At 68.1% G+C, this 23,894-nt stretch carries 26 protein-coding genes and 1 pseudogene; 16 read left to right on the top strand and 11 right to left on the bottom strand.

Features of this window, described 5'->3' with window-relative positions; all coding sequences use genetic code 11:
- The first annotated feature begins 77 nt into the window (after positions 1-77).
- The 4 genes from F1D05_RS33375 (at position 78) to F1D05_RS33385 (ending at position 1,959) form a co-directional block, all read left to right on the top strand.
- On the top strand, positions 78-695 hold the full coding sequence (locus tag F1D05_RS33375) for a ferric reductase-like transmembrane domain-containing protein (RefSeq protein ID WP_206685936.1): 618 nt from the start codon (positions 78-80) through the stop codon (positions 693-695).
- Positions 696-773: 78 nt separating this feature from the next.
- Positions 774-896 carry a hypothetical protein gene (locus tag F1D05_RS42370; protein ID WP_281388831.1) on the top strand — a complete coding sequence of 41 codons (123 nt, stop codon included), beginning with the start codon at positions 774-776 and terminating at the stop codon, positions 894-896.
- A 64-nt stretch (positions 897-960) separates the two neighbouring features.
- The gene (locus F1D05_RS42375; protein ID WP_281388832.1) at positions 961-1,671 is read left to right on the top strand and encodes an ABC transporter permease; all 711 of its coding nucleotides are present in this window, start codon (positions 961-963) and stop codon (positions 1,669-1,671) included.
- A 54-nt stretch (positions 1,672-1,725) separates the two neighbouring features.
- Positions 1,726-1,959 (top strand): hypothetical protein, encoded by a 234-nt coding sequence (locus tag F1D05_RS33385; RefSeq protein ID WP_185444299.1) that lies wholly within the window; start codon positions 1,726-1,728, stop codon positions 1,957-1,959.
- Between the two features lie 174 nt (positions 1,960-2,133).
- Here the strand turns inward: F1D05_RS33385 and F1D05_RS33390 are convergent, their stop codons facing one another.
- Positions 2,134-3,177 (bottom strand): hypothetical protein, encoded by a 1,044-nt coding sequence (locus tag F1D05_RS33390; RefSeq protein WP_185444300.1) that lies wholly within the window; start codon positions 3,175-3,177, stop codon positions 2,134-2,136.
- A gap of 125 nt (positions 3,178-3,302) precedes the next feature.
- Between F1D05_RS33390 and F1D05_RS41430 the strand changes: the two genes are divergently transcribed.
- Complete coding sequence (locus F1D05_RS41430) at positions 3,303-3,464, top strand: hypothetical protein (RefSeq protein WP_246486175.1); 162 nt, start codon at positions 3,303-3,305, stop codon at positions 3,462-3,464.
- Between the two features lie 4 nt (positions 3,465-3,468).
- Positions 3,469-4,461: a DUF418 domain-containing protein gene (locus F1D05_RS33395; RefSeq protein WP_246486176.1), complete on the top strand. Its 993-nt coding sequence runs from the start codon at positions 3,469-3,471 to the stop codon at positions 4,459-4,461.
- A gap of 6 nt (positions 4,462-4,467) precedes the next feature.
- On the opposite strand, the gene F1D05_RS33400 is transcribed toward F1D05_RS33395, so the two are convergent.
- Complete coding sequence (locus F1D05_RS33400; protein ID WP_185444301.1) at positions 4,468-4,830, bottom strand: nuclear transport factor 2 family protein; 363 nt, start codon at positions 4,828-4,830, stop codon at positions 4,468-4,470.
- A gap of 119 nt (positions 4,831-4,949) precedes the next feature.
- On the opposite strand from F1D05_RS33400, the gene F1D05_RS33405 reads away from it, so the two are divergent.
- The gene (locus tag F1D05_RS33405; RefSeq protein WP_246486177.1) at positions 4,950-5,423 is read left to right on the top strand and encodes a hypothetical protein; all 474 of its coding nucleotides are present in this window, start codon (positions 4,950-4,952) and stop codon (positions 5,421-5,423) included.
- Entirely contained in the window at positions 5,420-6,361 is a 942-nt protein-coding gene (locus F1D05_RS33410; RefSeq protein ID WP_185444303.1) for an HTTM domain-containing protein, read from the top strand. The genes F1D05_RS33405 and F1D05_RS33410 overlap by 4 nt, the downstream gene beginning before the upstream one ends.
- Here F1D05_RS33410 and F1D05_RS33415 read toward each other — a convergent pair.
- Positions 6,287-6,691: a hypothetical protein gene (locus tag F1D05_RS33415; protein ID WP_185444304.1), complete on the bottom strand. Its 405-nt coding sequence runs from the start codon at positions 6,689-6,691 to the stop codon at positions 6,287-6,289. The genes F1D05_RS33410 and F1D05_RS33415 overlap by 75 nt on opposite strands.
- Before the next feature lie 56 nt (positions 6,692-6,747).
- Complete coding sequence (locus F1D05_RS33420; protein WP_185444305.1) at positions 6,748-7,203, bottom strand: thiol-disulfide oxidoreductase DCC family protein; 456 nt, start codon at positions 7,201-7,203, stop codon at positions 6,748-6,750.
- Positions 7,204-7,333: 130 nt separating this feature from the next.
- Between F1D05_RS33420 and glnA the strand changes: the two genes are divergently transcribed.
- Complete coding sequence (glnA, locus tag F1D05_RS33425; protein ID WP_185444306.1) at positions 7,334-8,674, top strand: type I glutamate--ammonia ligase; 1,341 nt, start codon at positions 7,334-7,336, stop codon at positions 8,672-8,674.
- Positions 8,675-8,803: 129 nt separating this feature from the next.
- Here the strand turns inward: glnA and F1D05_RS33430 are convergent, their stop codons facing one another.
- On the bottom strand, positions 8,804-9,289 hold the full coding sequence (locus F1D05_RS33430) for a hypothetical protein (protein ID WP_185444307.1): 486 nt from the start codon (positions 9,287-9,289) through the stop codon (positions 8,804-8,806).
- A 350-nt stretch (positions 9,290-9,639) separates the two neighbouring features.
- Here F1D05_RS33430 and F1D05_RS33435 point away from each other — a divergent pair, with 350 nt between their 5' ends.
- The 5 genes from F1D05_RS33435 (at position 9,640) to trmB (ending at position 15,060) form a co-directional block, all read left to right on the top strand.
- Positions 9,640-9,912 (top strand): transcriptional regulator, encoded by a 273-nt coding sequence (locus F1D05_RS33435; RefSeq protein ID WP_206685937.1) that lies wholly within the window; start codon positions 9,640-9,642, stop codon positions 9,910-9,912.
- Positions 9,913-9,922: 10 nt separating this feature from the next.
- The gene (locus F1D05_RS33440) at positions 9,923-12,907 is read left to right on the top strand and encodes a bifunctional [glutamine synthetase] adenylyltransferase/[glutamine synthetase]-adenylyl-L-tyrosine phosphorylase (RefSeq protein ID WP_206685938.1); all 2,985 of its coding nucleotides are present in this window, start codon (positions 9,923-9,925) and stop codon (positions 12,905-12,907) included.
- A gap of 25 nt (positions 12,908-12,932) precedes the next feature.
- On the top strand, positions 12,933-13,496 hold the full coding sequence (locus F1D05_RS33445; RefSeq protein WP_185444309.1) for a DUF3592 domain-containing protein: 564 nt from the start codon (positions 12,933-12,935) through the stop codon (positions 13,494-13,496).
- 134 nt (positions 13,497-13,630) lie between these two features.
- On the top strand, positions 13,631-14,311 hold the full coding sequence (locus F1D05_RS33450) for a peptidoglycan-binding domain-containing protein (RefSeq protein WP_185444310.1): 681 nt from the start codon (positions 13,631-13,633) through the stop codon (positions 14,309-14,311).
- Between the two features lie 53 nt (positions 14,312-14,364).
- Complete coding sequence (gene trmB, locus F1D05_RS33455) at positions 14,365-15,060, top strand: tRNA (guanosine(46)-N7)-methyltransferase TrmB (RefSeq protein ID WP_206685939.1); 696 nt, start codon at positions 14,365-14,367, stop codon at positions 15,058-15,060.
- Here trmB and F1D05_RS33460 read toward each other — a convergent pair.
- The 6 genes and pseudogenes from F1D05_RS33460 to F1D05_RS33480 form a co-directional block, all read right to left on the bottom strand.
- Complete coding sequence (locus tag F1D05_RS33460; RefSeq protein ID WP_185444311.1) at positions 15,057-17,699, bottom strand: family 78 glycoside hydrolase catalytic domain; 2,643 nt, start codon at positions 17,697-17,699, stop codon at positions 15,057-15,059. The two genes, trmB and F1D05_RS33460, sit on opposite strands and share 4 nt — an antisense overlap.
- A 94-nt stretch (positions 17,700-17,793) precedes the next feature.
- Positions 17,794-17,964 carry a hypothetical protein gene (locus F1D05_RS41435; RefSeq protein ID WP_246486178.1) on the bottom strand — a complete coding sequence of 57 codons (171 nt, stop codon included), beginning with the start codon at positions 17,962-17,964 and terminating at the stop codon, positions 17,794-17,796.
- Between the two features lie 133 nt (positions 17,965-18,097).
- A pseudogene (locus F1D05_RS43295) lies at positions 18,098-18,538 on the bottom strand (SDR family NAD(P)-dependent oxidoreductase); the annotation flags it as partial.
- 2 nt (positions 18,539-18,540) lie between these two features.
- Positions 18,541-19,761 carry an SAM-dependent methyltransferase gene (locus F1D05_RS33470; RefSeq protein ID WP_185444312.1) on the bottom strand — a complete coding sequence of 407 codons (1,221 nt, stop codon included), beginning with the start codon at positions 19,759-19,761 and terminating at the stop codon, positions 18,541-18,543.
- The gene (locus tag F1D05_RS33475; RefSeq protein ID WP_246486180.1) at positions 19,761-20,480 is read right to left on the bottom strand and encodes a DUF1365 domain-containing protein; all 720 of its coding nucleotides are present in this window, start codon (positions 20,478-20,480) and stop codon (positions 19,761-19,763) included. The genes F1D05_RS33470 and F1D05_RS33475 overlap by 1 nt, the downstream gene beginning before the upstream one ends.
- 8 nt (positions 20,481-20,488) lie before the next feature.
- The gene (locus F1D05_RS33480) at positions 20,489-21,754 is read right to left on the bottom strand and encodes an NAD(P)/FAD-dependent oxidoreductase (RefSeq protein WP_185444314.1); all 1,266 of its coding nucleotides are present in this window, start codon (positions 21,752-21,754) and stop codon (positions 20,489-20,491) included.
- A 187-nt stretch (positions 21,755-21,941) separates the two neighbouring features.
- Here F1D05_RS33480 and F1D05_RS33485 point away from each other — a divergent pair, with 187 nt between their 5' ends.
- Positions 21,942-22,388: a PLD nuclease N-terminal domain-containing protein gene (locus tag F1D05_RS33485; protein WP_185444315.1), complete on the top strand. Its 447-nt coding sequence runs from the start codon at positions 21,942-21,944 to the stop codon at positions 22,386-22,388.
- Positions 22,389-22,804: 416 nt separating this feature from the next.
- A complete protein-coding gene (locus F1D05_RS33490) occupies positions 22,805-23,881 on the top strand; it encodes an ABC transporter substrate-binding protein (RefSeq protein ID WP_185444316.1) in 1,077 nt (358 codons plus the stop codon).
- The last annotated feature ends 13 nt before the right edge of the window (positions 23,882-23,894 follow it).

The raw sequence follows: 23,894 nt of genomic DNA on the forward strand, positions 1-23,894 counted from the left end.
AACAAGGCATTCCGGATCGCCGTCCGGTGGGCACAGGTTCCAGTCGCGCCCCCCTGACGGATGCGATGGGAACCGACATGATCCGCCGTAGACCTGTCACCACCCATGCGCACGGACCGGCTGCACGGATCGGCTGGTTCCTGCTCTATCTCGAAGCGCTCCTGGTGCCGCTCGCACTCACCTGGCTGTCACTCGGCCCGCCGGAGCTGGGGGTCGGGGAGGCGGTCGCGCTGAGCCTGGGGCTGGTTGCCTTCTCGGCTCTGGTGGTCGCGGTGATCCTGCCGGCCAGGGTCTCGCCGCTGATCGCGGCGTTCGGTATCGAGACGATCCTCAGGATCCATCGGAGCATCGCCAAGGCAGCCGTGGTGCTCGAGGTTTTGCACCTGCTCGCCGTGCTGATCGAGGATCGCCGCCAGCTCGCCATTTTCGATCTGGTGCATACGACCTGGGCCGCGCGGGCGGCGACCTGCTCGACGCTGGCGCTGATCCTGTTAGTCGTACTGGCGATCACCGGACCACGCCGCCAGCCGCGGTACGAGGGGTGGCGGCTGGTCCACATCGCGTTGGCCGGGATCGTGCTGGTGACCGCCTGGCTGCACGTGTGGTGGTTGCGGCACCTGATGTCGAAGCCGTTGCTGGGCAGCTGGTTCTTCGCGACTGGGCTGTTGCTCGGCGGAGCTGAGTCAGGCCGATGACGCATGCGTACATGTGGAACGATGTCGTGGCGGCTGGGGGTCGCTGGATCAGTCGGCCGGGAGATGTAGGAGCTAACCATGGTGCATTTCGTCGGTCGCCGCTTGGTGAGCGCCATCAGCGTCATCCTGGTCACGATGGTCGCGACCTTCGCGTTGTTCTTCATCGCTCCGACCGATCCGGGCCGGGGCGATCTGTGGTGAGCGCGACTGCACCTAACAGCGCTACAACGAGATCAAGGCGAACCTGCACCTGGATCAGCCGAAGGTGCAGCAGTTCGCGGAGTACGTGGCAGGCATCTTCGTCGGCCGCGACTTCGTGACGTCCGGGTTCACCCAGCATTGCCCGGCGCCGTGCCTCGGCCTCTCCTTCAAGAACGACCGGCCGGTGTACGAGCTGCTCTCGACGAGGCTGCCGGTGACGGTGTCGCTGGTGGCGGGGTACGGCGTACTGGTTCTGACCATCGGCGTCTCGGTCGGGGCGATGGCGGCGAAACGCCGCGGTACCGCGGGGGACCGGTTCCTGATGAGCGGCACGCTCGTGGTCAGCTCGGTCCCGTTCTACATCGTCGGCCTGATGGTCGCGCTCTACCTGACCATCCTCTATCCGGTCCTGCCGCGCGGAGGCTGGACGCCACCGTCGGAGAACCTCGCGAAGTGGTTCGGCGGACTCATCACCCCGTGGCTGGTACTCGGCATCTACAGCTGCACGGACTACGCCCGCTACTCCCGCGGTTCGATGGTCGAGACGCTGGGTGAAGACTTCGTCCGTACGGCGCGCGCCAAGGGCCTGTCGGACCGGATGGTCACCTACGAACACGCGCTCCGGGCCGGCCTGATCCCGGTCGTCACCATCTTCGGCCTCGACATCGCCGGCAGCCTGTCAGGCGCGATCTTCACCGAGAAGATCTTCGACCTCCCCGGCCTCGGCAACCTGGTCGTCGACAGCCTGATAGACCCCCGAGTCCGCCTCTCCTAGCTAGCCTTTGGTTCGCGCGACCAGGATTTCGGCAACGGTCTTCCAGCCGAGCGAGTGGTAGAGGTCCGACCCTCCCGCGAGGCCGCCAACAACCCGTTCGTCGCGCCGGCTCTCCGTGCTTCGCTGACCAACGCCGACATCACCGCGCCGGCCAGACCCTTGCTTCTGCGCTCAGACTCGGTCCAGATCATGTCCGCGACCGCATCATTGCCGTCAACAATCATCTGCCCGGTAGCCGCCACCTTGTGGCCGGCGTGGATCTCCACCGCGATGACCCACTCGCGCTGAACTACCTCAACCCCGTACGGCGCGGGCGCCCGAAGTACCGGCTGTCTATCCAGGAAACGTTCATCAACCACTCGGTACGCCGGTACTCCAACCCCTCCGCCTCGATCCGCGGACGCAGGGCGGCGGGAGGCGGCTGGGCAGAGGTGGGGTGCCAGGGAGCTGGGGAGGGGGTGGTCAGGCGGCGGCTCGTTGGAGGCGGGGTTCTGCTTGGGCTCGTAGTTCGGTTAGGGCGATGGGTGGGTGGTTCCAGAGGAGTTCGGCGCGGGCGTTGTGGAGGGCGGGCCAGAGGCTGGCCGCCCAGGCGATCTCAAGTTCGGGTGGGGTGAAGGGGCGATTGCGTGCTTCCTGGTAGGCGGTGAGGAAAGCCTCGGAGCTGGTGAGTGGGGCGAGGGTGGGGGTTTCGGTGCTGGCGAAGCATCCTGCGGCAGCGCCGGCTAGGGCCGACTCCGGGAGGAAGGCCATGCTGTCCCAATCGTGGATGGTGTGTGGCTCGTTGCCTTGCCAGCGGAGGTTCTGGGCTTCCCAGTCTGCGTGGCCGAGGACGTGCGGCATCGAGGTGGAAGCGAGCAGGCGCTTGCGTGTTCGGGCGGCGATGGCGAGCAGGTCCGGGGGTAGTGAGTCTGCGCCTGGGCGGTGGTCGTGGCGGGGGTTCGGCGGCCAGTGGCCGGGGCCGTCGTGGTCCCAGTGCACCCACTCGGGGTTGGGCAGCGGGGGAGGGAGGCGTAGGCCGTTGGTGATCGCGCTGACGGCGGCGTACAGCCGCGCCGAACGCTCGGCGGCGGCCACGCCGGTATCGCGCTCGATCTCGCCGCCAGGCCGCCACTCCTCAGCGTGCACCACGAGATCGTTCGCCGCAGGGTCGTTCGCCGTGAGGTCGTGCAGCGTGAGGCCGTGCACGGCGAGGCCGTGCAACGCGAGGTCGTCCACGGCGACGTCGCGCGCCGCCAGGCCGTGGACTGTGGTTGCGCCTGTGAGGGGGCGGGCGCACGGTAGGCCGGCTTCGGCGACTGTGCGTTGGACGGCTAGGCAGGTTGCTACTCGGCCGCTGGGGTCCGGGCGGGTCTTGATCACGACCTCGCGGCCGTCGTCCAGCCTTAGTGCCTTGACGTCGCTCATTGCTGCGGCGGCCAGGAGTTGCTCGGCCGGTAGCGCCCCGAGCTCTCGTTTGCACCAGGTCAGTAGCCAAGGCTCGATGGCCGGGGTGTCTTCGGTCGACATGGCTGCCCTTTCCTAGGCGGTAGACCATGGCCTATCACAGCCCGAGCCGGTGGGTCATACCTTCGTTGCGGGGTTGGGTACTTTTGCTGATATCGGGCGGTGGGTGGGGCCGATTGACTAGCGGGGTGACTAGTTCAGGTGGGCCTACAGGATTGAGTGCGCGGGCGTTGGCGCCGGATCTGGCGCGTGGGTTCATGTTGCTCGCGATCGCGTTGGCGAACTCGCATTACTTCCTGCAAGGCACCTCCATTCGCGGCGGGGTTCCCGGTCGGTGGGTCGACGGTTGACCGGGTGGTCGCCGGTGGCATCGCGACGCTGGTCGATGGGCGGGCGTTTCCGATGTTCGGAGTGTTGTTCGGGTACGGCGTTGCGCGGATCGCGGCGCGGCAGTGTGAGCAAGGGGTCAGCCGGCGGTCGGTGCGGTGGTTGCTTTGGCGGCGGAGTCTCGTCCTGGTGGTGCTCGGGTTCCTGGACGCGATGTTGTTCTACATCGGCGACATCCTCGGCGCGTACGGCGTACTGCTGTTCGTCGGCGTCTGGGTGCTCCGCTGGAAGGATCGCTGGATCCTCCTCGCCGCCCTCTTCCTCGTCATCCTCACCGCCTTGCCGAACGCAGGCTCGATGGCGATCAGCGCGGACCCGCCGGACATCTCCATGCTCCCGCCGAACTTCCTCGACGGCCTGCAAGCGAGACTCCCGGTCCAGCCGGTGATCGCGTTGCCGGGCCTGATCGGCTTCGCCTGCCCGTTCCTCGTCGGCATCTGGGCCGGCCGTCGGCGCGTTCTCGAGCGGCCCGAGCAGTACAAGGGTCTCCTCGGAGCGACCGCCGCGATCGGCATCGGCGCCGGGATCGTCGGAGCACTCCCGGTCTCGCTGTGGATTGCCGAAGTCACTCACAAGCCGCAGGCGGACCTCTTCGGCCCACTACACGACGCCACCGGAACTCTCGGCGGTTTCGGGTACGCCGCGCTGATCGCGTTGATCGCCATCAAGCTCAAGAACCACCCCGGAAGGATCACGCTCGCGATCGCCGCGGTCGGCCAGCGATCCCTCACCTGCTACCTGACCCAGTCGGTGGTCTGGACCGTTGCCTTCACCCCCTACCTGGCAGGTCTCGCCGACAACCTCTCGGTCACAGCCGCCGCACTCCTCGCGACAGCAACCTGGCTGCTAACGGTCTTGCCGGCCGACCAGTTGCGCCGCGCCGAGTACCAAGGCCCGTTCGAGATCCTCATCCGCCGGATCACCTACAACCGCCCGGTCGAAGCCGTCACCGTCAAATAGCCGAACTCACTTCACCGCGGAGGAATCAACCTCGACCGTGTACGACGTGACCTTCGTCAGCGCCCCCTGGGTGAATTCGAAGATGTCGCAGCTGGAGACGAACGTGCTCTTCCACTTGGTGTCCACATAACGAGCGATCGCGTCGATAGCGACCACCTCGGGACCGGCCGCCGTCTTGAAGCGGAGGAACTGCGTCGTCGTACGGGCCAGTTCCTTCAGTGAGCCCTCGCAGGCCGACACCACCTGGTCGCGGCCTTCGAGCTTGGCGACGCCGACCAGGATCCATTGGATGTCCGGATGGAAGAAGTCGTAGACCTCCCGGAACCGGTGCGTCGAGAACGCCTCCGCGACCTCTTGGATCGTCGCCATCGAGTCTCCCTTTCGGTGTACGTCCGCCGATATTCTCATCACCACGCGTCAACGTCGCGACACCGGGCCCAGCCCGGCGATGTCGGCTGGTGATACCGCCTTGGTGTGTAATGACCGGCGTGAAGGTTAGCGGCGACCGTACGGGGGACGTGCGGCTGGGCAAGGTCGGCAAGGGCGTTCGGGTGCTGGTGGCGCTGGCCGGTATCGGGTTGCTGATCAACGGCTCGGTCCGGGAAAGTGACGATCTGTGGCCGTTCGGCCCGATGTCGCAGTACGCGATGACCGTGCCGGACGACGCCTCGATCACCTACACCCGGGTCAGCGCGCAGACGGACGCCGGTACGACGGTCGACGTGCCGCTCAACATCGAGGGCGCCGGCGTCGCCCGGGCCGAGATCGAGGCGCGCACCGGCGAGATCGTCGCGGACCCGTCGAAGTTGCAGGCGGTCGCGGACGGCTGGGCGAAGAAGCATCCGGACAAACCGAAGTACGTGAAGCTCGAACTGATCCGCGACACCACCACGCTGGTCGAGGGCCGCGTCGACGGCCCGCCGAAGTCCGACGTACTGGCCACCTGGCAGGTGCGCCGATGAAGAGCGTGGCGCCGATGAAGACCGTCGCGAACTGGTTCACCCCGACGATCGCGCTGGCCCGGATCGCCTGGCTGCGGACGGTCCTGTACCTGTTCGTCATCCTCGACATGCACGCGTTCGCCCGCGATACGCGGCTGAAGGGCGAACACCCCGACCTGTATAAACCGCTCTTCCTGGAGCGCCTCTGCCACCTGCCGACGCCGTCCGTCGCGAACACCACAGTCCTGTACTACGTACTCATCGCCGCCTGCCTTATCGGCGCCACGAACCGTTTCCCGCGCATCGCCGGCTGGGTGGCAGCGCCCGCTTTCACCTGGTGGATGCTGATCGGGATGAGCGACGGCAAGGTCGATCACGACCACCTCGCACTCGTCGTCGCGCTCTGGGTGCTCCCGACCATCGCGCCGAACAAGGCCCGCGGCGGTAACCCGTACGCCGACCAGACCAGGTCAGAGGCGGCCGGCTGGGCGATCCGGTGTATCCAGATCGCGGTGGTCTGTACGTACTTCCTCTCGGCGATCGCCAAGCTCCGCAGTGCCGGCTGGGCGCTGACCTGGCCGGGCAGCGCCGTTCTGACCTGGGCGATCGTGCGTCGCCCGCACCCGGTCGGGGAATGGCTGCTGCATCACCCGTGGATGCTGCACGTGATGCAGTGGGTCGGGATCATCGGCGAGTTCCTGTCGCCGGCGGTGCTTTGGCTGAAGGGTCGCCGGCAGTTGCTCGCGGCCTTGTTCTTCCTCGGCTTCCACACCGCGAACACGGCGATCCTGCTGATCCACTTCCTGCCGACGGTCGTCTGCTGGCTCGCGTTCGCCCCGCTGGAGCGGATCGCGCCGTGGTGGCAGAGCCGGCGGGAGAAGGCCTCAGCTGGCGACGCCGGAGAGGCCGAAGACGAGGCCGAAGATCGCGGGCAGGCCAAGGAGCAGGCCGGCGCGTAGCCGGAACCGGCGCCCGCCCGGGCCGGGGGTCCGTACGACGCGGGACAGCACCGCGCCGGCGTACCCGAAGATGAGGGCCGCGAGCAGGATCCGCATCGTCGGCAGGGCCCGGTTCTCGTGGGTCAGGCCGAGCGTGACCAGGCCGGGGCAGCAGAACGCGAACATGCCGAACCCGAGCTCCGGGATCGGCAGCCAGCGACGGCCGAGGACGTCGAGTTCGGCCGGTCGGCGGTCCTGGACCGAGCGGACGAAGCGCGCCGTGCTGAGCAGCAGGTCGCTGGCGCAGAGCACGCCGGCGACGATCAGGGCGGCTTGGAAGATCGTCTGCACGGGAGAAACTTAGGCCCTCAGGGTCGCAAGCAGGTGACGAATCCGGCATGTCTCGGTCACGACCGCTGACCGAGACGTGAATTACAGGCGTCAGAACGGGGCTCCGGCCGACCCTCCGGCGCGGGCTGAGGCGGCCGTTGCGCCTGGGGGAGGGCGCAGGCCGGGGTTCCGCCCGGCATCCGGTCGCGGTTGTTCGCGATCAGCCGGTAGACGCCCGCGGCGACCCAGCGGACCGGCGGCAGCGTGATCAGCGTGCCCGCGACCCGCCAGAGCCCGCCGGAGTCGATCAGCCAGTGCGCGAACGCCTGCGCTCCACCGTGAATCCGACCCGCGGCGTCCACCCAGAGCACCTCGTACTGCGCCCGCTCCGCGGTGGTCCCGTACGCCGTCAGGTCGGTGAACTGCCACGGCTCCACCGGTGCGCGCGAGGCGAGCTTCCGCTCCAGCCACCGGGCGCTCGTAGTACAGAATGCGCAGTCTCCGTCGAAGATCAGGATCGGTGTGTCGGGCACACCGCCACGGTACGCCGGGGCTCCGTTCACGGGTTGTCCGCACCAGCACGTAACGTCTGCTTAACAAGGCCGGGGCACACTGTGTGAGGTCTCGACAACAAGTGTTCGAACCAGAGAGGTGGACTCGCCGATGGACAAGCAGCAGGAGTTCGTGCTGCGCGCGCTCGAGGAGCGCGACGTACGGTTCGTCCGGCTCTGGTTCACCGATGTGCTCGGGTTCCTCAAGTCGGTGGCGGTGGCGCCGGCCGAGCTCGAGGGCGCCTTCGCCGAGGGGATCGGGTTCGACGGCTCCGCGATCGAGGGGTTCGCCCGGGTGACCGAGGCGGACATGCTGGCCAAGCCGGACCCGTCGACGTTCCAGATCCTGCCCTGGCGGGGCGAGACGATGGGCACCGCGCGGATGTTCTGCGACATCAACATGCCGGACGGGTCCGCGTCGTTCGCCGACCCGCGGCACGTGCTGAAGCGGACCCTGTCGAAGGCGGCCGACCTCGGCTTCACCTTCTACACCCACCCCGAGATCGAGTTCTACCTGTTCAAGTCGCTGACCGGCGCCCCGGGCACGTACCCGGAGCCGGTCGACTCGTCCGGGTACTTCGACCACACCCCGCAGGGCATCGGCAACGACTTCCGCCGCGAGGCGATCACGATGCTCGAATCGATGGGGATCTCGGTCGAGTTCAGCCACCACGAGGGCGGGCCGGGTCAGCAGGAGATCGACCTGCGGTACGCCGACGCGCTGTCGACCGCGGACAACATCATGACGTTCCGGGTGGTCGTGAAGGAGGTCGCGCTGTCGCAGGGCATCTACGCGTCCTTCATGCCGAAGCCGCTGAGCGAGCACCCCGGCTCGGGCATGCACACGCACATGTCGCTGTTCGAGGGCGACCGGAACGCGTTTTTCGAGGGCGGCGCGCAATACCAGCTGTCCAAGACCGGGCGCGCTTTCATCGCCGGGCTGTTGCACCACGCGGGCGAGATCACCGCGGTGACGAACCAGTGGGTCAACTCGTACAAGCGGCTCGCCGTCGGTGACGAGGCCCCGTCGTTCATCTCGTGGGGGCACAACAACCGGTCCGCGCTGGTCCGGGTGCCGATGTACAAACCGCACAAGGGGCAGTCCTCGCGGATCGAGTTCCGCTCGCTGGACTCGGCGGCGAACCCGTACCTCGCGTTCGCGCTGATGCTGGCGGCCGGGCTGAAGGGCATCGAGGAGGGGTACGAGCTGCCCCGCGAGGCCGAGGACGACGTCTGGTCGCTGACGCCGCGCGAGCGCAAGGCGCTGGGCATCAAGCCGCTGCCGAGCAGCCTGGCCGAAGCGATCCAGGCGATGGAGGAGAGCGAGCTGGTCGCCGAGACCCTCGGCGAGCACGTCTTCGACTTCTTCCTGCGGAACAAGCGCGCCGAGTGGCAGGACTACCGCCGCCAGGTCACCCCCTTCGAACTGAACAAACTGTTGCCCGTGCTCTGACCGCGGTCCGCGCCCCCTGTTCTTCCTTGCTGAGTTTATCGAGGAACCGGGTTTCGGACGCGAAGTTATCCACAAGTGCAAGACCCTTGCGTCCGGGGCTTGGTCTGGCTCCGGACGCAAGGGGAGTTTTTAGCTGGCGTCGGCGTGGTCTGGTGTGGACCAGCGGGCTGCAGCGGTGGAGTGGCGGTAGGGCGGTGTGATTGCGTCGGGCAGCGGGTTGATTGTGGTTAGGCCCGTGAGGTGGAGGTCAACGGCCGGCTCTACGATCGCCGTTCCGTCTGGTGCGAGTGCGTGCACCTCTTCCACGGTGAGCAGCCCGACCGGGCGTACCCCTTCGGTGATCACCACGATTCCTCCCGGCACCACCTGCTGGGCGCGGTAGCCCTTGGCAGGCACCAGGATGCCCTCGGCCGGCGTCCGCCAGGCGCCCGGCGCGAATCGACGTAGCGCGATCCCCGCCTGACCGTCCTCGGGCGATCGCGGCGGCAGATAAGCCGTTGCTGTGTAGTCGTAATCGTAATCCGGCTCGGGCGGCCCGGACACTCGCCCACCCTGCTGGGGCGTCAACCAGACCACCGTGCCCCGGACAGAGAGCGACCCCGTCATCATGACCATAGCCAGCCATCATGCCGACTACAGCCCGAATATGCCAGGCGACTCCGTGTGTTGACCGCAATCCAGCCGTGATCCCCCCGCGCGCCCCCCGAGATCTCTCGGCCGCCCAGCACCGCGTTGATACTCTGTCGTGCAGAGTCCCTCACTATCGAGGGGTGCTGAAACACCCGCTTGCGTCCGAACAAGCGAGGGGTCTGCCCCTCACCCCTTCGGACGCCATGGATCCGCTCGTCCTTGCCGCCGTCAGCACGCCACAGGAGACCATCGGATGAGTGAACACCCGATCCACCGGCTCGACGACGATGTCCACCAGCGGGTCCGGCTCGGCATCCTGACCGTGCTGGCCCGGCGTGGCCAGGGCCGACTTCGGGCATCTGAAGAGCACCCTCGGGGTCACCGACGGCAACCTCGGCAAACACCTGGAGTCGCTCGCGGCGGTCGGCTACGTCCAGGTCGACAAGGTGATCGACGGTCGCCGGCCGCGGACCTGGGTCACGATTACCCGATCGGGCCGGACCGCGCTGCGCCGGGAGGTGCAGGCCTTGCAGGATCTGCTCGCGACACTCGCGACATCTGACGGCGACCAGCCGGTGGGTCGGGAGTCCACCGAGCGGAGTGGATAGCCTGGCCGGTGTGGCGGAGGTTCGGAGGGTCTCGGGTGAGGGACGGCTGGCGCGGGCCGGGTTCGCGGATCCGCAGCGGGCCGGGCGGCTGCTGGACCAACTCGACGGGTTGGACGCGCACAGCCCGATGGGCAGTGAACAGGTCGTCACCTCGCTGTCCGAGTCGGCTGATCCCGATCTCGCGCTGACCGGGCTGCTCGGGATGGCCGAGGCGCTCGACCAGAACGGGCACGACCTCGGCGCGTTCGCGCGGACCTTGGAGATGGACGCCGACTTCCGGCGCCGGCTGACCGTGGTACTGGGTGCCAGTGAGGCGCTCGGGCGGCATCTGGGCGTGCATCCACGCCATTGGTACGACCTGGCCGACCCCGCGCTGGCGGCGGCCCGGCCTACGCCCGACGATGTCGCGGCCTGCCTGGCGACGGCCGTCGAGGCGGAGAATCCGGTCGACGCGCTGCGGGTCGAGTACAGACGGCTGTTGCTGAGGTTGGCGGCCCGGGACCTCGCGGAGGGACTGCTGGTCGACGAAGTCGCCGCAGTACTGGCTGATCTGGCCGGGGGAGCGTTGGAGACGGCGCTGCAAATCGCTCGCAATGACTACTTCAAGGCGCATCCGGGCGCGGCCGACTGCCGGCTGGCGATCATTGCCATGGGCAAGTGTGGTGGCCGGGAGCTCAACTACGTCAGCGATGTGGACGTTCTCTTCGCCGCCGAGCCGCTGGAGGGTGAGCCGGAGTCGGCCGCTTTGAAGACGGCGACCCAGCTGGCTTCGGCGACGATGCGAATCTGCTCGGCTCACACCGCCGAGGGCACGCTCTGGCCCGTCGATGCCAACCTCCGCCCCGAGGGGAAGTCCGGTCCGCTGGTGCGGACGGTCGACAGCCACCTCGCGTACTACGGGCGCTGGGCGAAGACCTGGGAGTTCCAGGCGTTGCTCAAGGCCCGCCCGGTCGCCGGGGATGCTGAGCTCGGCCGTAGCTATGCGGAGAGGATGGGTGAGCTCGTCTGGTCGGCCGCGGATCGGGACGGGTTCGTCGACGACGTCCAAGCGATGCGGCGCCGGGTGGTCGATCACATCCCGGCGGCCGACGCGGATCGGCAGCTCAAGCTGGGGCCTGGTGGGCTGCGGGACGTCGAGTTCGCAGTACAGCTTCTGCAGCTTGTGCACGGGCGCAGTGACGAAAAGGTGCGTAGTGGGACCACCCTGATCGCGCTGGAGCAGCTCACCACCTCGGGGTATGTCGGGCGGACCGACGGCGCGGTGCTCGCAGATGCCTACCGGTTCCTGCGGTCGATGGAGCACCGGATCCAGCTGTACCGGTTGCGGCGTACGCATCAGGTTCCTGATGACGACGACGATCTGCGCCGGCTCGGGCGGTCGTTGGGGTTCACCAAGAATCCGATCACGGACCTGACCGCCGCCTGGAAGAAGCACGGCCTCGAAGTACGGCGACTGCACGAGAAGCTGTTCTATCGCCCGCTGCTTTCCGCCGTGGCGCGGATCCCGGGCGGCGAGGTGCGGCTGACTCCGGAGGCGGCGAAGCAGCGGCTGACCGCGCTCGGATACGACGATCCGGCGTCTGCGCTGCGGCACATCGAGGCGCTGTCCGAGGGGGTGTCGCGGCGTTCGTCGATCCAGCGTGCGCTGCTGCCGGCGATGCTCGGCTGGTTCGCCGAGTCGCCTGATCCCGATGCCGGTCTGCTCGCGTTCCGGACGATCTCCGATGCGCTCGGCTCGACACCTTGGTACCTGCGCCAGCTTCGGGACGAAGGCGCGTCGGCAGAGCGACTCGCGCACTTGCTGGCGAGCGGCCGGTACGCCGTGGATCTGCTGCAGCGCGCCCCGGAAGCGACGGCGATGCTCGCCGATGAGCGTGAATTGACGCCGCGGACACCCGAGTCGCTGCAGACCGAGATGTCCGCGGCCGGGCGTCGCAAGGACGAAGCCGTGGCGGCGGTAGCGGCGATCCGCGCGGTGCGGCGGCGCGAGCTGTTCCGCGTCGCGGCGGCCGATCTGTCCTCGCTGGTCGATGTCGAGATCGTTGGCGAGGCACTGACCACGATCTCGGCCGCGACCTTGACCTCGGCGCTCGAGGTCGCGCGGCGGACGATCGCGAAGGGGGCCGAGGAGCCGACCCGGATGGCGATCGTCGCGATGGGCCGGTTCGGTGGGCACGAACTCAGCTACGGCAGCGACGCGGACGTGATGTTCGTCCACGATCCATTGCCGGGGGCAACCGAGAAGGCGGCGACGGACTTCGCGACCCAGGTAGCGACCGAGTTGCGCCGGCTGCTCGCCTTGCCGGGAGCGGATCCGGCGGTCGCGGTCGATGCGGATCTGCGGCCGGAGGGTCGGCAAGGTCCGCTGGTACGCACGCTCGCGTCGTACCAGTCGTACTACGCGCGCTGGTCGGCCGTGTGGGAGGCGCAGGCGCTGCTCCGGGCGGACCCGATGTGTGGCGATGCTTCGCTTTGCGAGGCGTTCCGTGCGCTGATCGATCCGTTGCGCTATCCGCCGGACGGGATCCGGGAACGCGACGTACAGGAGATTCGCCGGATCAAGGCGCGGGTGGATGCCGAGCGGTTGCCGCGCGGTGCGGATCCGACGACGCATACGAAGCTCGGCCGGGGCGGCCTGGCGGACATCGAGTGGACCGTGCAACTGCTGCAGATGCGGGAGGCGCATCGCGTTCCCGCCTTGCGCACGACGCGGACTCTCGGTGCGTTGCGAGCGGCTGTCGCCGCGGAACTGGTCGAGTCGCGCGACGCCGAAGTACTGGCAGCGGCCTGGCGGATGGCGACCCGGATCCGCAACGCGATCATGCTCGTCCGCGCCCGTCCCAGCGACTCGGTGCCCACCAACCCCCGCGACCTCGCCGCGGTGGCTCAGATCTGCGGCTACCCACCCGGCGAAACCTCCCGCTTCTCCGACCACTACCTCCGCACCACCCGCCGCGCCCGCAACACCGTCGACCACCTCTTCTGGGACGACTGACCGTCTCCGTGCGCGATCATGGAGCATGACGCGCGGAGTCGACTATCCGGGCCGAGGCCCGACCTGGCTGGGTGTGCCCGCGTTGGTCGCGGTGCTCGTCGGCGCACTGATCCTGATCGAGGTGCTGACCCGGCAGGGCCTCAGCCGCGACCTGCTGCGGTCCGGCATCGAGACGACAGCCGATTCGGTCCAGCTCGTGGTCTATCCGGGCAAGGGCGACCCGCTGGTCGAGGACATCTCCGTGAAGTTCCGTACTGCGGACGGCGCGGTGGTGCGGGCGAAGCTGCAGAGGAACGAGGACGATCCACAGGGAATGTCCGAAGGCGAACAGGCGCCGGCCGCCGGCACCCGCTACGCGATGCCGCTTGAGCTCCTCTATCGCCCGTCTGACCCGTCGATCGTCCTTGCCTCGGTCGACGCCCGCGAGTGGTCAGCCGACCGCGAGACCCCACGTATCGGCACCGCTGTCCTCGCGGGTGGGCTGGCTGGAGTTCTCCTGGCCGCGATCCTGCTGACCCGCGGCGCGCGGAAACGTGGGCTGGCCTGGTGGCGCTGGTACTCCGAGGCCCCGAGGCATGCCGCCTCCTGACAGACGCTGATGGTGGAGATCCACCGCCGGACGGCGGTGGTGGTTAGCCAGTGCCTTAAGGGTTTCTGAAGGTGGCGGCGGACGCTGGGTTGTGGGTTGCTCAGGGGGAGTGGCCCCGACCCAGGGGGAACGACATGAGGACAGCAGTGAAGGCAGCGGAGTGGGCGAAGGGCAAGAAGGGGGCGATGGGCTGGCGGCGGAAGTGTCTGGTGTTCGTCCGGTCGGCCTGGGACCTGCCGGCGCAGGACGGATCGGCGCAACTGGAGTGGGACTCGGTTCCGGTGATCGACCGGCACTCCGACAAGCGGCCGCCGATCGGGGCACCATGCTTCTGGCACGGTCCGTCGGCCGAGGGGCACGTGGCGATCGTGGTCGAGTACCGCAGCGACGTGCCGTACATCGCCAGTAACGACATCGTGAAGCCGGACCGGATCGACCTGGTCCCGTTGTCGCGGATCACCGAGGACTGGAGCCACGCGAAGTGGCTCGGCTGGACCACGGTGCTGCAGGGCCGGGACCTGCCGCTCGGCTCGGACAACGACCATCGAGTGGGGTTCCGGCAGAACCGGACGGTCTTCTCGTCGAAGATGCACCTCGGGCAGATGGACTCCGACAGCGTCTTCAATCTGCAGCTCGCACTGATCCGGCATGGTCTCGGAATCGGCGCCGGCAGTCCGACCGGCAACTACCTCAACGGCACCTTGGGCGCGGTCAAGAAGTTCCAGCTGGCGCAGGGCTGGAGCGGCACAGGGGCCGACGGCCTGGCCGGCAAGCAGACCGTCAAACGCCTCGGCCTCACCTGGATCGTCGACTGACCACCCTGCCCGCCGCCTGATCCGCCGAATCCGCCGACCTTTAGGATTGTCCGGTGGAGACGGTGGATCAGGTTCGGCAGGCGGGGGTGTTCAGCCATGTCCGGCGCAGTGTCCGGATGACGGCCGGGCAGGAACGCGTCTGGCGCACCAACTGGGACGGGCTCGGCCGGCGGCTGGAGGAGATCGAAGGTCAGGTCGACCTCGCCGGGTGGTTCGGACGGCAGGCCCCGACCGTGCTGGAGATCGGCACGGGCATGGGTGACGCCACCGCCCAGCTCGCGCTCGCCAGTCCCGAGGTGAACCACCTCGCGGCCGAGGTGTATCCGGCCGGTCTCGGCCAGTTGATGTTGTGGATGGAGAAGTACGAAGTCGAGAACGTCCGGCTGCTCAAGGGCGACGCGCTCGACTTCCTCCGCGACCATCTCCCGGCGGAGTCGCTGGACGGCGTACGGATCTATTTCCCCGACCCCTGGCCCAAGAAGCGGCACCACAAGCGCCGCCTCGTCACGGCGCCGTTCGTCCGGTTGGTCGCATCGCGGCTCGCCCCCGGTGGAACGTTGCATCTGGCAACGGACTGGGAGCACTACGCGGATCGCATGCTGGAGATCTGTACCGCGGAACCGCTGCTCACCAACCAGTACGCCGACTGGGCACCTCGTCCGGAATGGCGCCCGGTCACCAAGTTCGAGGCCCGGGCCCAGACGGACGGCCGCCAGATCCGCGACCTCCTCTTCGCCAAGAACGCTTAAGAGGTGCGGCTCGTGAAGGACCAGTGTCCCGAGCCGACCGTGTAGATCGAGTAGCCGTCCTGGTGGTCCGCCTCCCCGGCGTATGGAGCCGGTACCGCGGTGACGTCTGTCCCGGCCGCCGACGGCACGTGAACTGTTGCCGTAGACCCCACCGGCACCTGTACTTCGAGGTGGAAGACCCGCCCGGTACGACGCCACGAAACCGAAACCCGACCGCGTACCGTGTCCGTCCGCAGCGAGGCAGAATCCACCTGCGCCCGTCCGTCCGGCCGAACCAGGATCCGCTCCCAGCCGTTCGCGACGTTTCGCAGCCCGGCGACGTTCTCCAGCAACCACTGGGCAACAGTTCCCTGGAAGTAGTGGTTGCGCGACCTCGTGTCCGCCTCCCACATCTCCCACATCGTGTCGGCACCCTCGTCGAACCAATATCCCCAGCTCGGATACGTCCGCTGCAACGCGATCTTCGCCGCCACGTCACCGTGCCCGTACGCCGTCAGCACTGGCAGCAGCACTCCGACACCGAGGCAGCCGGTGTTCAGGTGAAACCCACGCGCCTCGATATCGGTGACCAGACTCGCCACCACCCGGTCCACCTGATCCGCCGGCACCAGCCCGAAGGCCAGCGGCAACGCGTTCGAGGTCTGCCGGTAGTCGGGATCCTTCTCCGTCCTGTACAGCCCGGCCGACCGATCCAGGAACTCCCGGTTGAGCCCGTCGGCCAACTCGACCGCCGCCTTCCGCAACCGATCCGCGTCGTCGGTCCGGCCGAGGAGCTCGCCGATCTCTGCGGCCGAGAGGAGCGCGCGATGCAGGTACGCCGTACCGGTGAGCCGGCGATCCTCCGGCGGAGGTCCGTCGGGGTAGCCCGGCGGGATCCAGTCCCCGAGGACGCTCAGCGACAGCCCGTCGACCACGCGGGCCAGCTCCCAGTCGAGATAGCGCAGTACCGGCTCCCAATGCTCCGCGAGCACCCGCTCATCGCCGTACCAGCGGTGCATCTCGCGCAGCAGGAACGGGTAGACCGTGGACCACTCGGTCGCGGGGGAGAGCTCCTCGAAACCCCAGCCGCCGCTCGGCACGATCACCGGCAGCTGCCCGTCGTCGTGCTGGCTGTCGCGGAGGTCGCCGAGCCACTTGGTGAAGAACCGGGCCACGTCGAGTTGCCCGGCCATCGTCGGTGCGCCGACCTGCGCGTCGCCGGTCCAGCCGTTCTTCTCGAAGGCCGGTGTGTCGGTCGGGATCCCGTGCAGGTTGTTCAGCACGGTCCGCCGCATCGCCTGCTCGATCTGCTCGTACAGCGGCACACTCGCGGCGAAGCGGCTGGCCGACCGAACGTCGGAATGTGCCTCGCGCAAGGTCAATTCGGCCGCAGCACCCTCTACTTGCACGTAGCGGAAGCCCTTGTACGAGAAGCGCGGTTCCCACTCCTCGACACCGTTGCCGGCAGCAACGTATTCGTCCAGCTGGAACCGATCGCCCTCGACGTGCTGGTTGACCGCGGACACGAGTCCGTCCGGCAGCAGCGTCTCGCCGTACAGCAAGCTGATCTTGGTACCAGCGGGCGCTGTGACCCGAAGCCTTGCCCAGCCGGCCGTGGTCCGGCCGAAGTCGACGACCTGTACGACGCCGTCGCGTGGCGTGCTGACCTCGACCGGTGCGACCTCTTCGACCACGCGAATCGGTTCGTGCTCCTGTGCGCGGAGCTTCCCGCGAGGAGCATCCAGTACTACGGCCGCGGACCAAGCCGAGTCGTCGAACCCGGGCGCGTCCCATCCCGGCAATGCGAGTCGCGCGTCGTAGGTCTCCCCGGCGTACAGAGAGTCGGAGACGGTCGGGCCGGCAGTCGCCCGCCACGAGTCGTCGGAGTGGAGCTCGGTCTCGGTGCCATCGGTATGCGTGATCACCAGGCGGGCCAGCAACCTGGGATCGCCGGTCCAGGGTGCTTGGTGCCAGCGCCACACGTTCGGCGTCGTCATCCCGTAGAACCCGCGGCCCAGCTCTGCGCCGACGACGTTGTCCCCGGTCTGCAGAAGGTCGGTGACGTCGTGCGTCACGTACAGCACAGTGTCGTCGTAGTCGGTGAACCCTGGATCGAGCACGGCGTCGCTGATGCGCTGCCCGTTCAACCGCAGCTCGGCGTACGCGAGCCCGCTGGCATACAACCGAGCGCGCTCCACTGGGCGATCAACAGCGAACGTCCGACGAAGCAGGGGAGCCGCCTCGGTCCCGGCGCCGATCCACTGCGCCTCGCCGAACCCCTCGTCCAGCAGGCCGGTCTCGAACCAACTCGGCTTGCTCCACTGCCCGGTGCGACCCAGCCCGTCCCACAGACGCACCGCCCAGTGGTGCCGGGTCCGCGGCGCGAGCGCAGGCCCGTCGTACGCGATCCGGAACGCGTTGGAAGCCACCTGCCCGGAGTCCCACACATCACCGGTCCCGGCAGCCGCCAGCTCCGCCGACGAGGCCACGACCACCTGGTACGCCGATTGCGTCGCGCCGAATCCCGGCGCGGTGGCGATCCACGCGAGCCGCGGCCGGGCGATGTCCGTGCCCAGCGGCCGCTCGGCGTACTCGACCGTCAGCCTGGTCACCGCCAGCGGTCCACCGGAGATCCAGCCGTCGTCGGTCGGTTCGGCCATCAGGCAGGCTCCTCAGCAGAAGTCGGCAGAATCCCGCAGGACCGTACGTACCCCAGCCCGCAGATGACAACACCCACGTCCGGATTCGGACAGATCAGGACTTCGCGCCTCGCGTCAGAGCCAAGGCCCAGAGCCGGTCCGGGACCAGCTTGGCCGCCTTCATCAGCAAGGACATCTGCCAGGGGAACACGATTCGCGCCGACTGCTTCTCCATCCCGTCCGCGATCGCCCGGCCCGCTTCCTCGGCGGAGACGATGAACGGCATCGGGAACGTGTTCGTCGAGGTCATCTCGGTCTCGACGAACCCCGGGCAGACGGTCAGTACGTCGATCCCGTCCGGGGCCGAGCCGGACCCGGAGCGCCTCGAGCAGATTGATCTGCGCGGCCTTGGTGGCGCCGTACGCCTCCGAACCGGGCAGGCCGCGATACCCCGCGACCGAGGAGATTCCGACGATCATCCCGGCACCGCGCTTGCGCAGGTAGGGGATCAGGGCGCCGAGGCAGTTCGCGAAGCCACCGAGGTTCACGTCCAGGTGCCGGTGGAACGACTCGACGTCGAACTCGTCGCCCATCTGCTGCCAGTAGCCGGCGCTCAGTACGACGATGTCGAGCCCGCCGAGCGCCTCGACCACTTGATCCAGCGCGGGCTGGACCTGCCCGGCGTCGGTGATGTCGAGCGGCGCGACCGCCATCCGGTCACCGGCGACGGCGCGCAGAGCGTCCGCTCGGCGAGCGGAGATCGCCACCGCCGCGCCCCGACCGACGAGCTCGGAGGCGAGCGCCGCGCCGATCCCCGTTGATGCCCCGATGATCCAGACTCTCCGCCCGGCGAAATCCATGGTCAGCTCCTGATCAGGGCCAGTTGAGAGACGCCGAGGTAGCCGGCCCGGAAGCCTGCCTCGGAGTAAGCCAGATAGAACTCCCACATCCGCCGGAAGACGGCGTCGAAGCCAAGGTTCGCCACCACCGGGGTCTCGGCGACGAAGCGCTCGCGCCACAACCGCAGGGTGTGTGCATAGTCGGCTCCCAGGTCCCGCCGCTGCTCGACCACCAGGCCGCCGGCGGTCGAGGCGATCTGCTCGATCGCGGTCAGCGACGGGATCAGGCCGCCCGGGAAGATGTACTTGTGGATCCAGCCCTGCGCATGCCGGGTCGCGAGCAGGCGGTCGTGCGGCATGGTGATCGACTGCAGACCGAATCTTCCGCCCGGTGCCAGCAGGCGGTCGATCGTCGCGAAGTACGTCGGCCAGTACTGCTCGCCGACCGCCTCGATCATCTCGACGCTGACCACCGCGTCGTACTGACCCTCGACATCGCGGTAGTCGCACAACTCGACGTTTGCGTTGACGCCGGCTTCGGCGATGCGCTTGCAGGCCAGGTCGCGCTGCTCGGCGGACAGCGTGACCGAGGTGACCGTGGCACCCCGCTGCGCCGCCTGGATCGCGAGCTGTCCCCAGCCGGTCCCGATCTCGAGCACCCGAGATCCGGTCCGTACTCCGGCGAAGTCGAGGATGCCGTCGACCTTCCGGACCTGCGCTGCGGCCAGGTCGTCGAACTCGCTCGGCGCATTGTCGAACCAGGCCGACGAGTAGCTCATGGTCGGGTCGAGGAACGCGGCGAACAGGTCATTGGACAGGTCGTAGTGTCGGGCGATGTTCGCTCGCGCGCCGGTCCGGTCGTTGTGTTCGGCCAGCCGCGGCTCGATCAGCTTCCGGAAGCGTTGCAGCACAGGCGGGACCAGGTCGGTCAGCTGGCTCGCGAAGACGGTCAGCAGGTCGGCGAGATCGGTACCGCGACCGGCTCGCCAGTCGCCGGCCATGAACGCCTCGCCGAAGCCGATCTTGAGATCCGCGCCGATCCGGTGGAAGAACCCGTCGGAGACGATCTCCAGCACCGGGCCGCCCGCACCGAGCCGGGTTCCGTCCGGCAGTATCACGGTCACCGGTAGGTCGCGGACAGCCCGACGGAGGATTCCGCGCGCGGCCGTGGCCCGCAGCGGGCTGTTCGGCGTACGGGCGATCGCCGGCCAGCGGTCGGTCTCGACGAGTTGCAGTGTGCTCATCAGACTCCCTTCGAAGGAACGTGCGGCCGGCGCGGAACGACTGGCAGACGACGCAACCAGAGCCGAATGCCGTGCACTCGGATCAGTGCCCAGACCTGGTACGTCACGAACGGCGTCCGCAGGGCCGCGGCAACAACCGCCGCCGTCCGGGCTACCCGAGGGCGCCCACTGAATGAGGCGGAGAAAACCCGGTGGTCGTCCTGCACCAGAGTGATGGCGACGGAGGCTTGCTCTGAGTCCAGTCGCAGCAGTACGTCGTACCGTCCGTTCACTGTGAAGAACGGGGAGACGTAGAACTCCTTGCCGAGCGAGAACCGCCCGGTGTCGTCCGGTCGCGCTAGCTGCGCGTGCCGCTCGCCGTACGTGTTGTGGATCTCCAGTACTACGCACCGCAGCTCACCGGTCGACTTGAGGCACCAGAAGACGCTGAGCGGATCGAAGACGTAGCCGAGGCTGCGTGCGTTCGCCAGCATCACCACTCGGTCGTCTGGCTCAAGCGCTACGCCCTGCTCCGCGGTGAAGGCAGCAACGTTCTCGCGCAACGTGCGGTCCGGTGAACCCAGGTGGTCGGAGGGGGAGAAGGACGCCAGCACGCCGTGTCGCGGCAAGTCGTCGATGTCCACGAGCCACTGGTACGTGCGATAGGCGAACCGGTGTCGCAGCGGAACCCGCCTGGTGTGGCTGACCCGGCCCGGTACCACCGCCGGCAGCAGAGGCACTTCTAGCTTCACCATGAGCTGCCAAGCCTTGCTGCGGCTTCCACACCCGAACGGCACCCGTCCTCGTGGAACCCCCAACCCAGGTGTGCTCCCGCGAAGGCGAGACGCGGCCCACCGGCGTCCCGTAGTACAGGCGCTGCTCCTACCGACTCGGGCGTGAACACCGGGTGCGCGTAGTTCATCTGCCGTACTGCGGTGGCCGGGTCGACCCAGCCGTCGGGGTTGAGCGTCACCAGGTGCTCGTCGGGCGACTCCAGCCCTTGTAGGCGGTTCATCCAGTAGCTGACGAGGACCTGCGGCTCATCCGACTGGCAGCCGCGCATCCGGTAGTTCCAGGACGCGCGCGCTCGGGCGGAGTCGGGCAGCACAGACGTGTCCGTGTGCAACCAGGTCGGGTTCGCGGAGTACCGGAAGGCGCCGAGCAGCGACTTCTCTTCGGGAGTCGCGTCGCTGAGCAGGTCGAGCGCCGTGTCTGCGTGCGTCGCTATGACGACACTGTCGAACTCAGTGGTCTTGTCGTCGGCCGTGGTCACCTCTACCGCGTCGTCGTGCCGCAGTACCGAGCGGATCGGCGTCGAGGTGCGCACTGTGCCGACCTGGGTGACCACGGCGTCGACGTACGACCGTGAGCCGCCGGTGACGGTTCGCCAGCGTGGCGACCCTCCGACGGTGAGCATCCCGTGGTGCTCGAGGAAGCGGAACAGATAGCGGGCGGGGTAGAGCGCGGCGTCCGAGGAGCCGGCGGACCACACGCACGACACCAGTGGTACGGCGAAGTGCCAGACGAAGTACGGCGAGAACTTGCGATCGCGAAGGAACTCGCCCCAGGTCAGCTGGTCGTCACCGGAGGCGAGGACGCCGCGGGCCTCGCGATGGAAGCGCGGCACCTCCGCGAGCATCCGCAGGAACCGGGGATCGAGGGTCCGCCGCCACTGGCTGAACAGCGCACCGGCTCCGCGACCACCGGCGTACTCGAGCCCGCAGCCGTCGCAGTGGACGCTCATGCTCATCTCGGTCGGCTGCGTGGCGATCCCCAGCTCGGCGAACAGCCTGAGCAGGTTCGGGTAGGTGCGCTCGTTGTGGACGATGAAGCCGGTGTCGATCCGCAGGGCGGTGCCGGCCGAGTCGGTCACATCGTGGGTGTGGGCATGGCCGCCGGGACGGTCGTCGGCTTCGAAGAGCGTGACGTCGCTGGTCCGGCTCAGGACATAGGCCGCCGTCAGGCCGGCGATGCCGGACCCGAGGACCGCGACGGCTCGGCGTTGACCGTTCATTGTCAAAGCCTTGCCGGTGCATAAGTTTGGAACAATTTATCCATCGCCCATCTGCTGGTTCCGCCGGCGCGCCGGGGTGAAGGTCCGGCGCGGTCGGTCGTTGTTCGGAGCCGACGGGCGACCTGATCGGTGCGACCTGCGGAGTGGTCCGGGCGCACGGCGTGCGCGGGAGCCGTACTGTGGTGGTGTGGCTCGTTATCTGCCTTTCCTGATCAGCTTGTTCCTGACCATCTACGCTCTGTTCTCCTGCATTCAGACGCGGGACGAAGACGTGCCTTACCTGCCGAAGCTGGTCTGGATCCTGCTGATCGTGTTCGTCCCGTTCGCCGGCCCGATCGTCTGGCTGCTGATGGCCCGGTACTACGTGCCCCAGCAACCCGCGAAGGCCGGCCCCGCGCCCAAGCGCCCCACCGGCCGGCCCTTGGCTCCGGACGACGACCCGGACTTCCTGGCCACCCTCGAGCCCTTCCGCGACCCCCGCTTGTCCAACCACCCAGCCACAGACGACAAGCCAGAACACCCGGACACCCCGGCAGCAGCGGCCGAGCCCGACCCCGAGCCCGACCCGATCAAGCCCGCGGACTCCGAAACCCCAGCCGACGACGCCAAACCAGAAGACGGCCCCCGCGGCTAGTCACACCACCGCCCGCCCGAGCACACCTCCGCCGCGTCCACGCGGCCGCCCCGCCCCGCGTCCCGGGCGCGCCTCGGCCATCTCAGCCCGCAGCTTGCGAGCCTGCACTCCCCGCCTTCCCTTCTCGGATCCCGTCCGCCCGCAGGGCGGGCGGGATCCGTTATTCGGACAGCTCGATCAGCATTTCCGTGGCTCTTCGGTGACAGCGCGCTGATTGACGTCCATAAACAGCATCCTGGATCTCAACATGTGGATACCAATCAGACCTAAGGCTATTGAGTTGGTTCAATTTCTGTTGTTTACTCAAGGTCGAGAGCGGTAGCCCAGGGGGGACCTCGGCCCAATCTCTTCCGATCGCACAGACGGGGCGGGCCGGTCATACGGCGCGTCTCGTTGAGACCGAAGGATCCGCCGAAATGAAGCACATCATTCGTACTCCGCGCGCCGTCGCGGCCGCCACTGTCGCCGTCGCACTCCTGCTCGCGGCCGGCTGCTCGCGGGCCGACGAGAAGTCCGGCAGCGACGCGGCACCGGTTGCCGACAAGGGGGCGGCCACCGAGCTGAGGCTCGGATACTTCCCGAACGTGACCCACGCACCGGCCCTGATCGGCCTCGGCGAGGGACTGTTCACCAAGGAGCTCGGCAGCACGAAGCTGGTGCCGACCAAGTTCAACGCCGGCCCGGAAGCGGTCACCGCACTGCTCGGCGGCTCGCTCGACGCCTCGTTCATCGGCTCGGGCCCGGCGATCAACGCCTTCGCCAAGTCGAAGGGTGAGGCGGTCCGGCTGATCGCCGGTACCACGTCCGGCGGCGCGCAGTTCGTGGTCAAGTCGACGATCACCAAGCCCGAGGACCTGGCCGGCAAGACGATCGCGACGCCGCAGCTCGGCAACACCCAGGACGTCTCGCTGAAGAAGTGGCTGGCGGAGAAGAACCTGACCGGCAAGGTCAAGGTCACCAACCTCGAGAACGCGGCCACTCTGGACGCCTTCAAGAAGGGCGACGTCGACGGCGCCTGGCTGCCGGAGCCGTGGTCGTCCCGGCTGATCCTCGACGCCGGCGCCAAGGTGCTGGTGGACGAGGCCGACCTGTGGCCGGGCGGCAAGTTCCCGACCACGGTGCTGATCGTCCGGACCCAGTTCCTGCAGGAGCACCCGGCCACGGTGAAGGCGCTGCTGGCCGGCCTGGTCGCTTCGATCGACGCCGCGACCGCTGACAAGGCGACCGCGGAGAAGACGGTCAACAAGCAACTGCTCGACCTGACCGGCAAGTCGCTCAAGCAGCCGGTGATCGACCGCGCGTTCAGCAAGATCGAGCTCACCGCCGACCCGGTCGCGGCCCAGTTCCCGCAGCTGGCCAAGGATCAGGTCACCGCCGCCATCGCCAAACAGGCCCCGGCCGTGGCCGGCTTCGCCAACCTGACGCTGCTGAACGAAGTACTCAAGGCCGCGGGTAAGCCCGAGATCGACGCAGCCGGCCTGGACAAGAAGTGAGTGCCCTGCGCCG

Origin of the sequence: Kribbella qitaiheensis, assembly GCF_014217565.1 — a bacterium.
Classification (GTDB): Bacteria; Actinomycetota; Actinomycetes; order Propionibacteriales; family Kribbellaceae; genus Kribbella; species Kribbella qitaiheensis_A.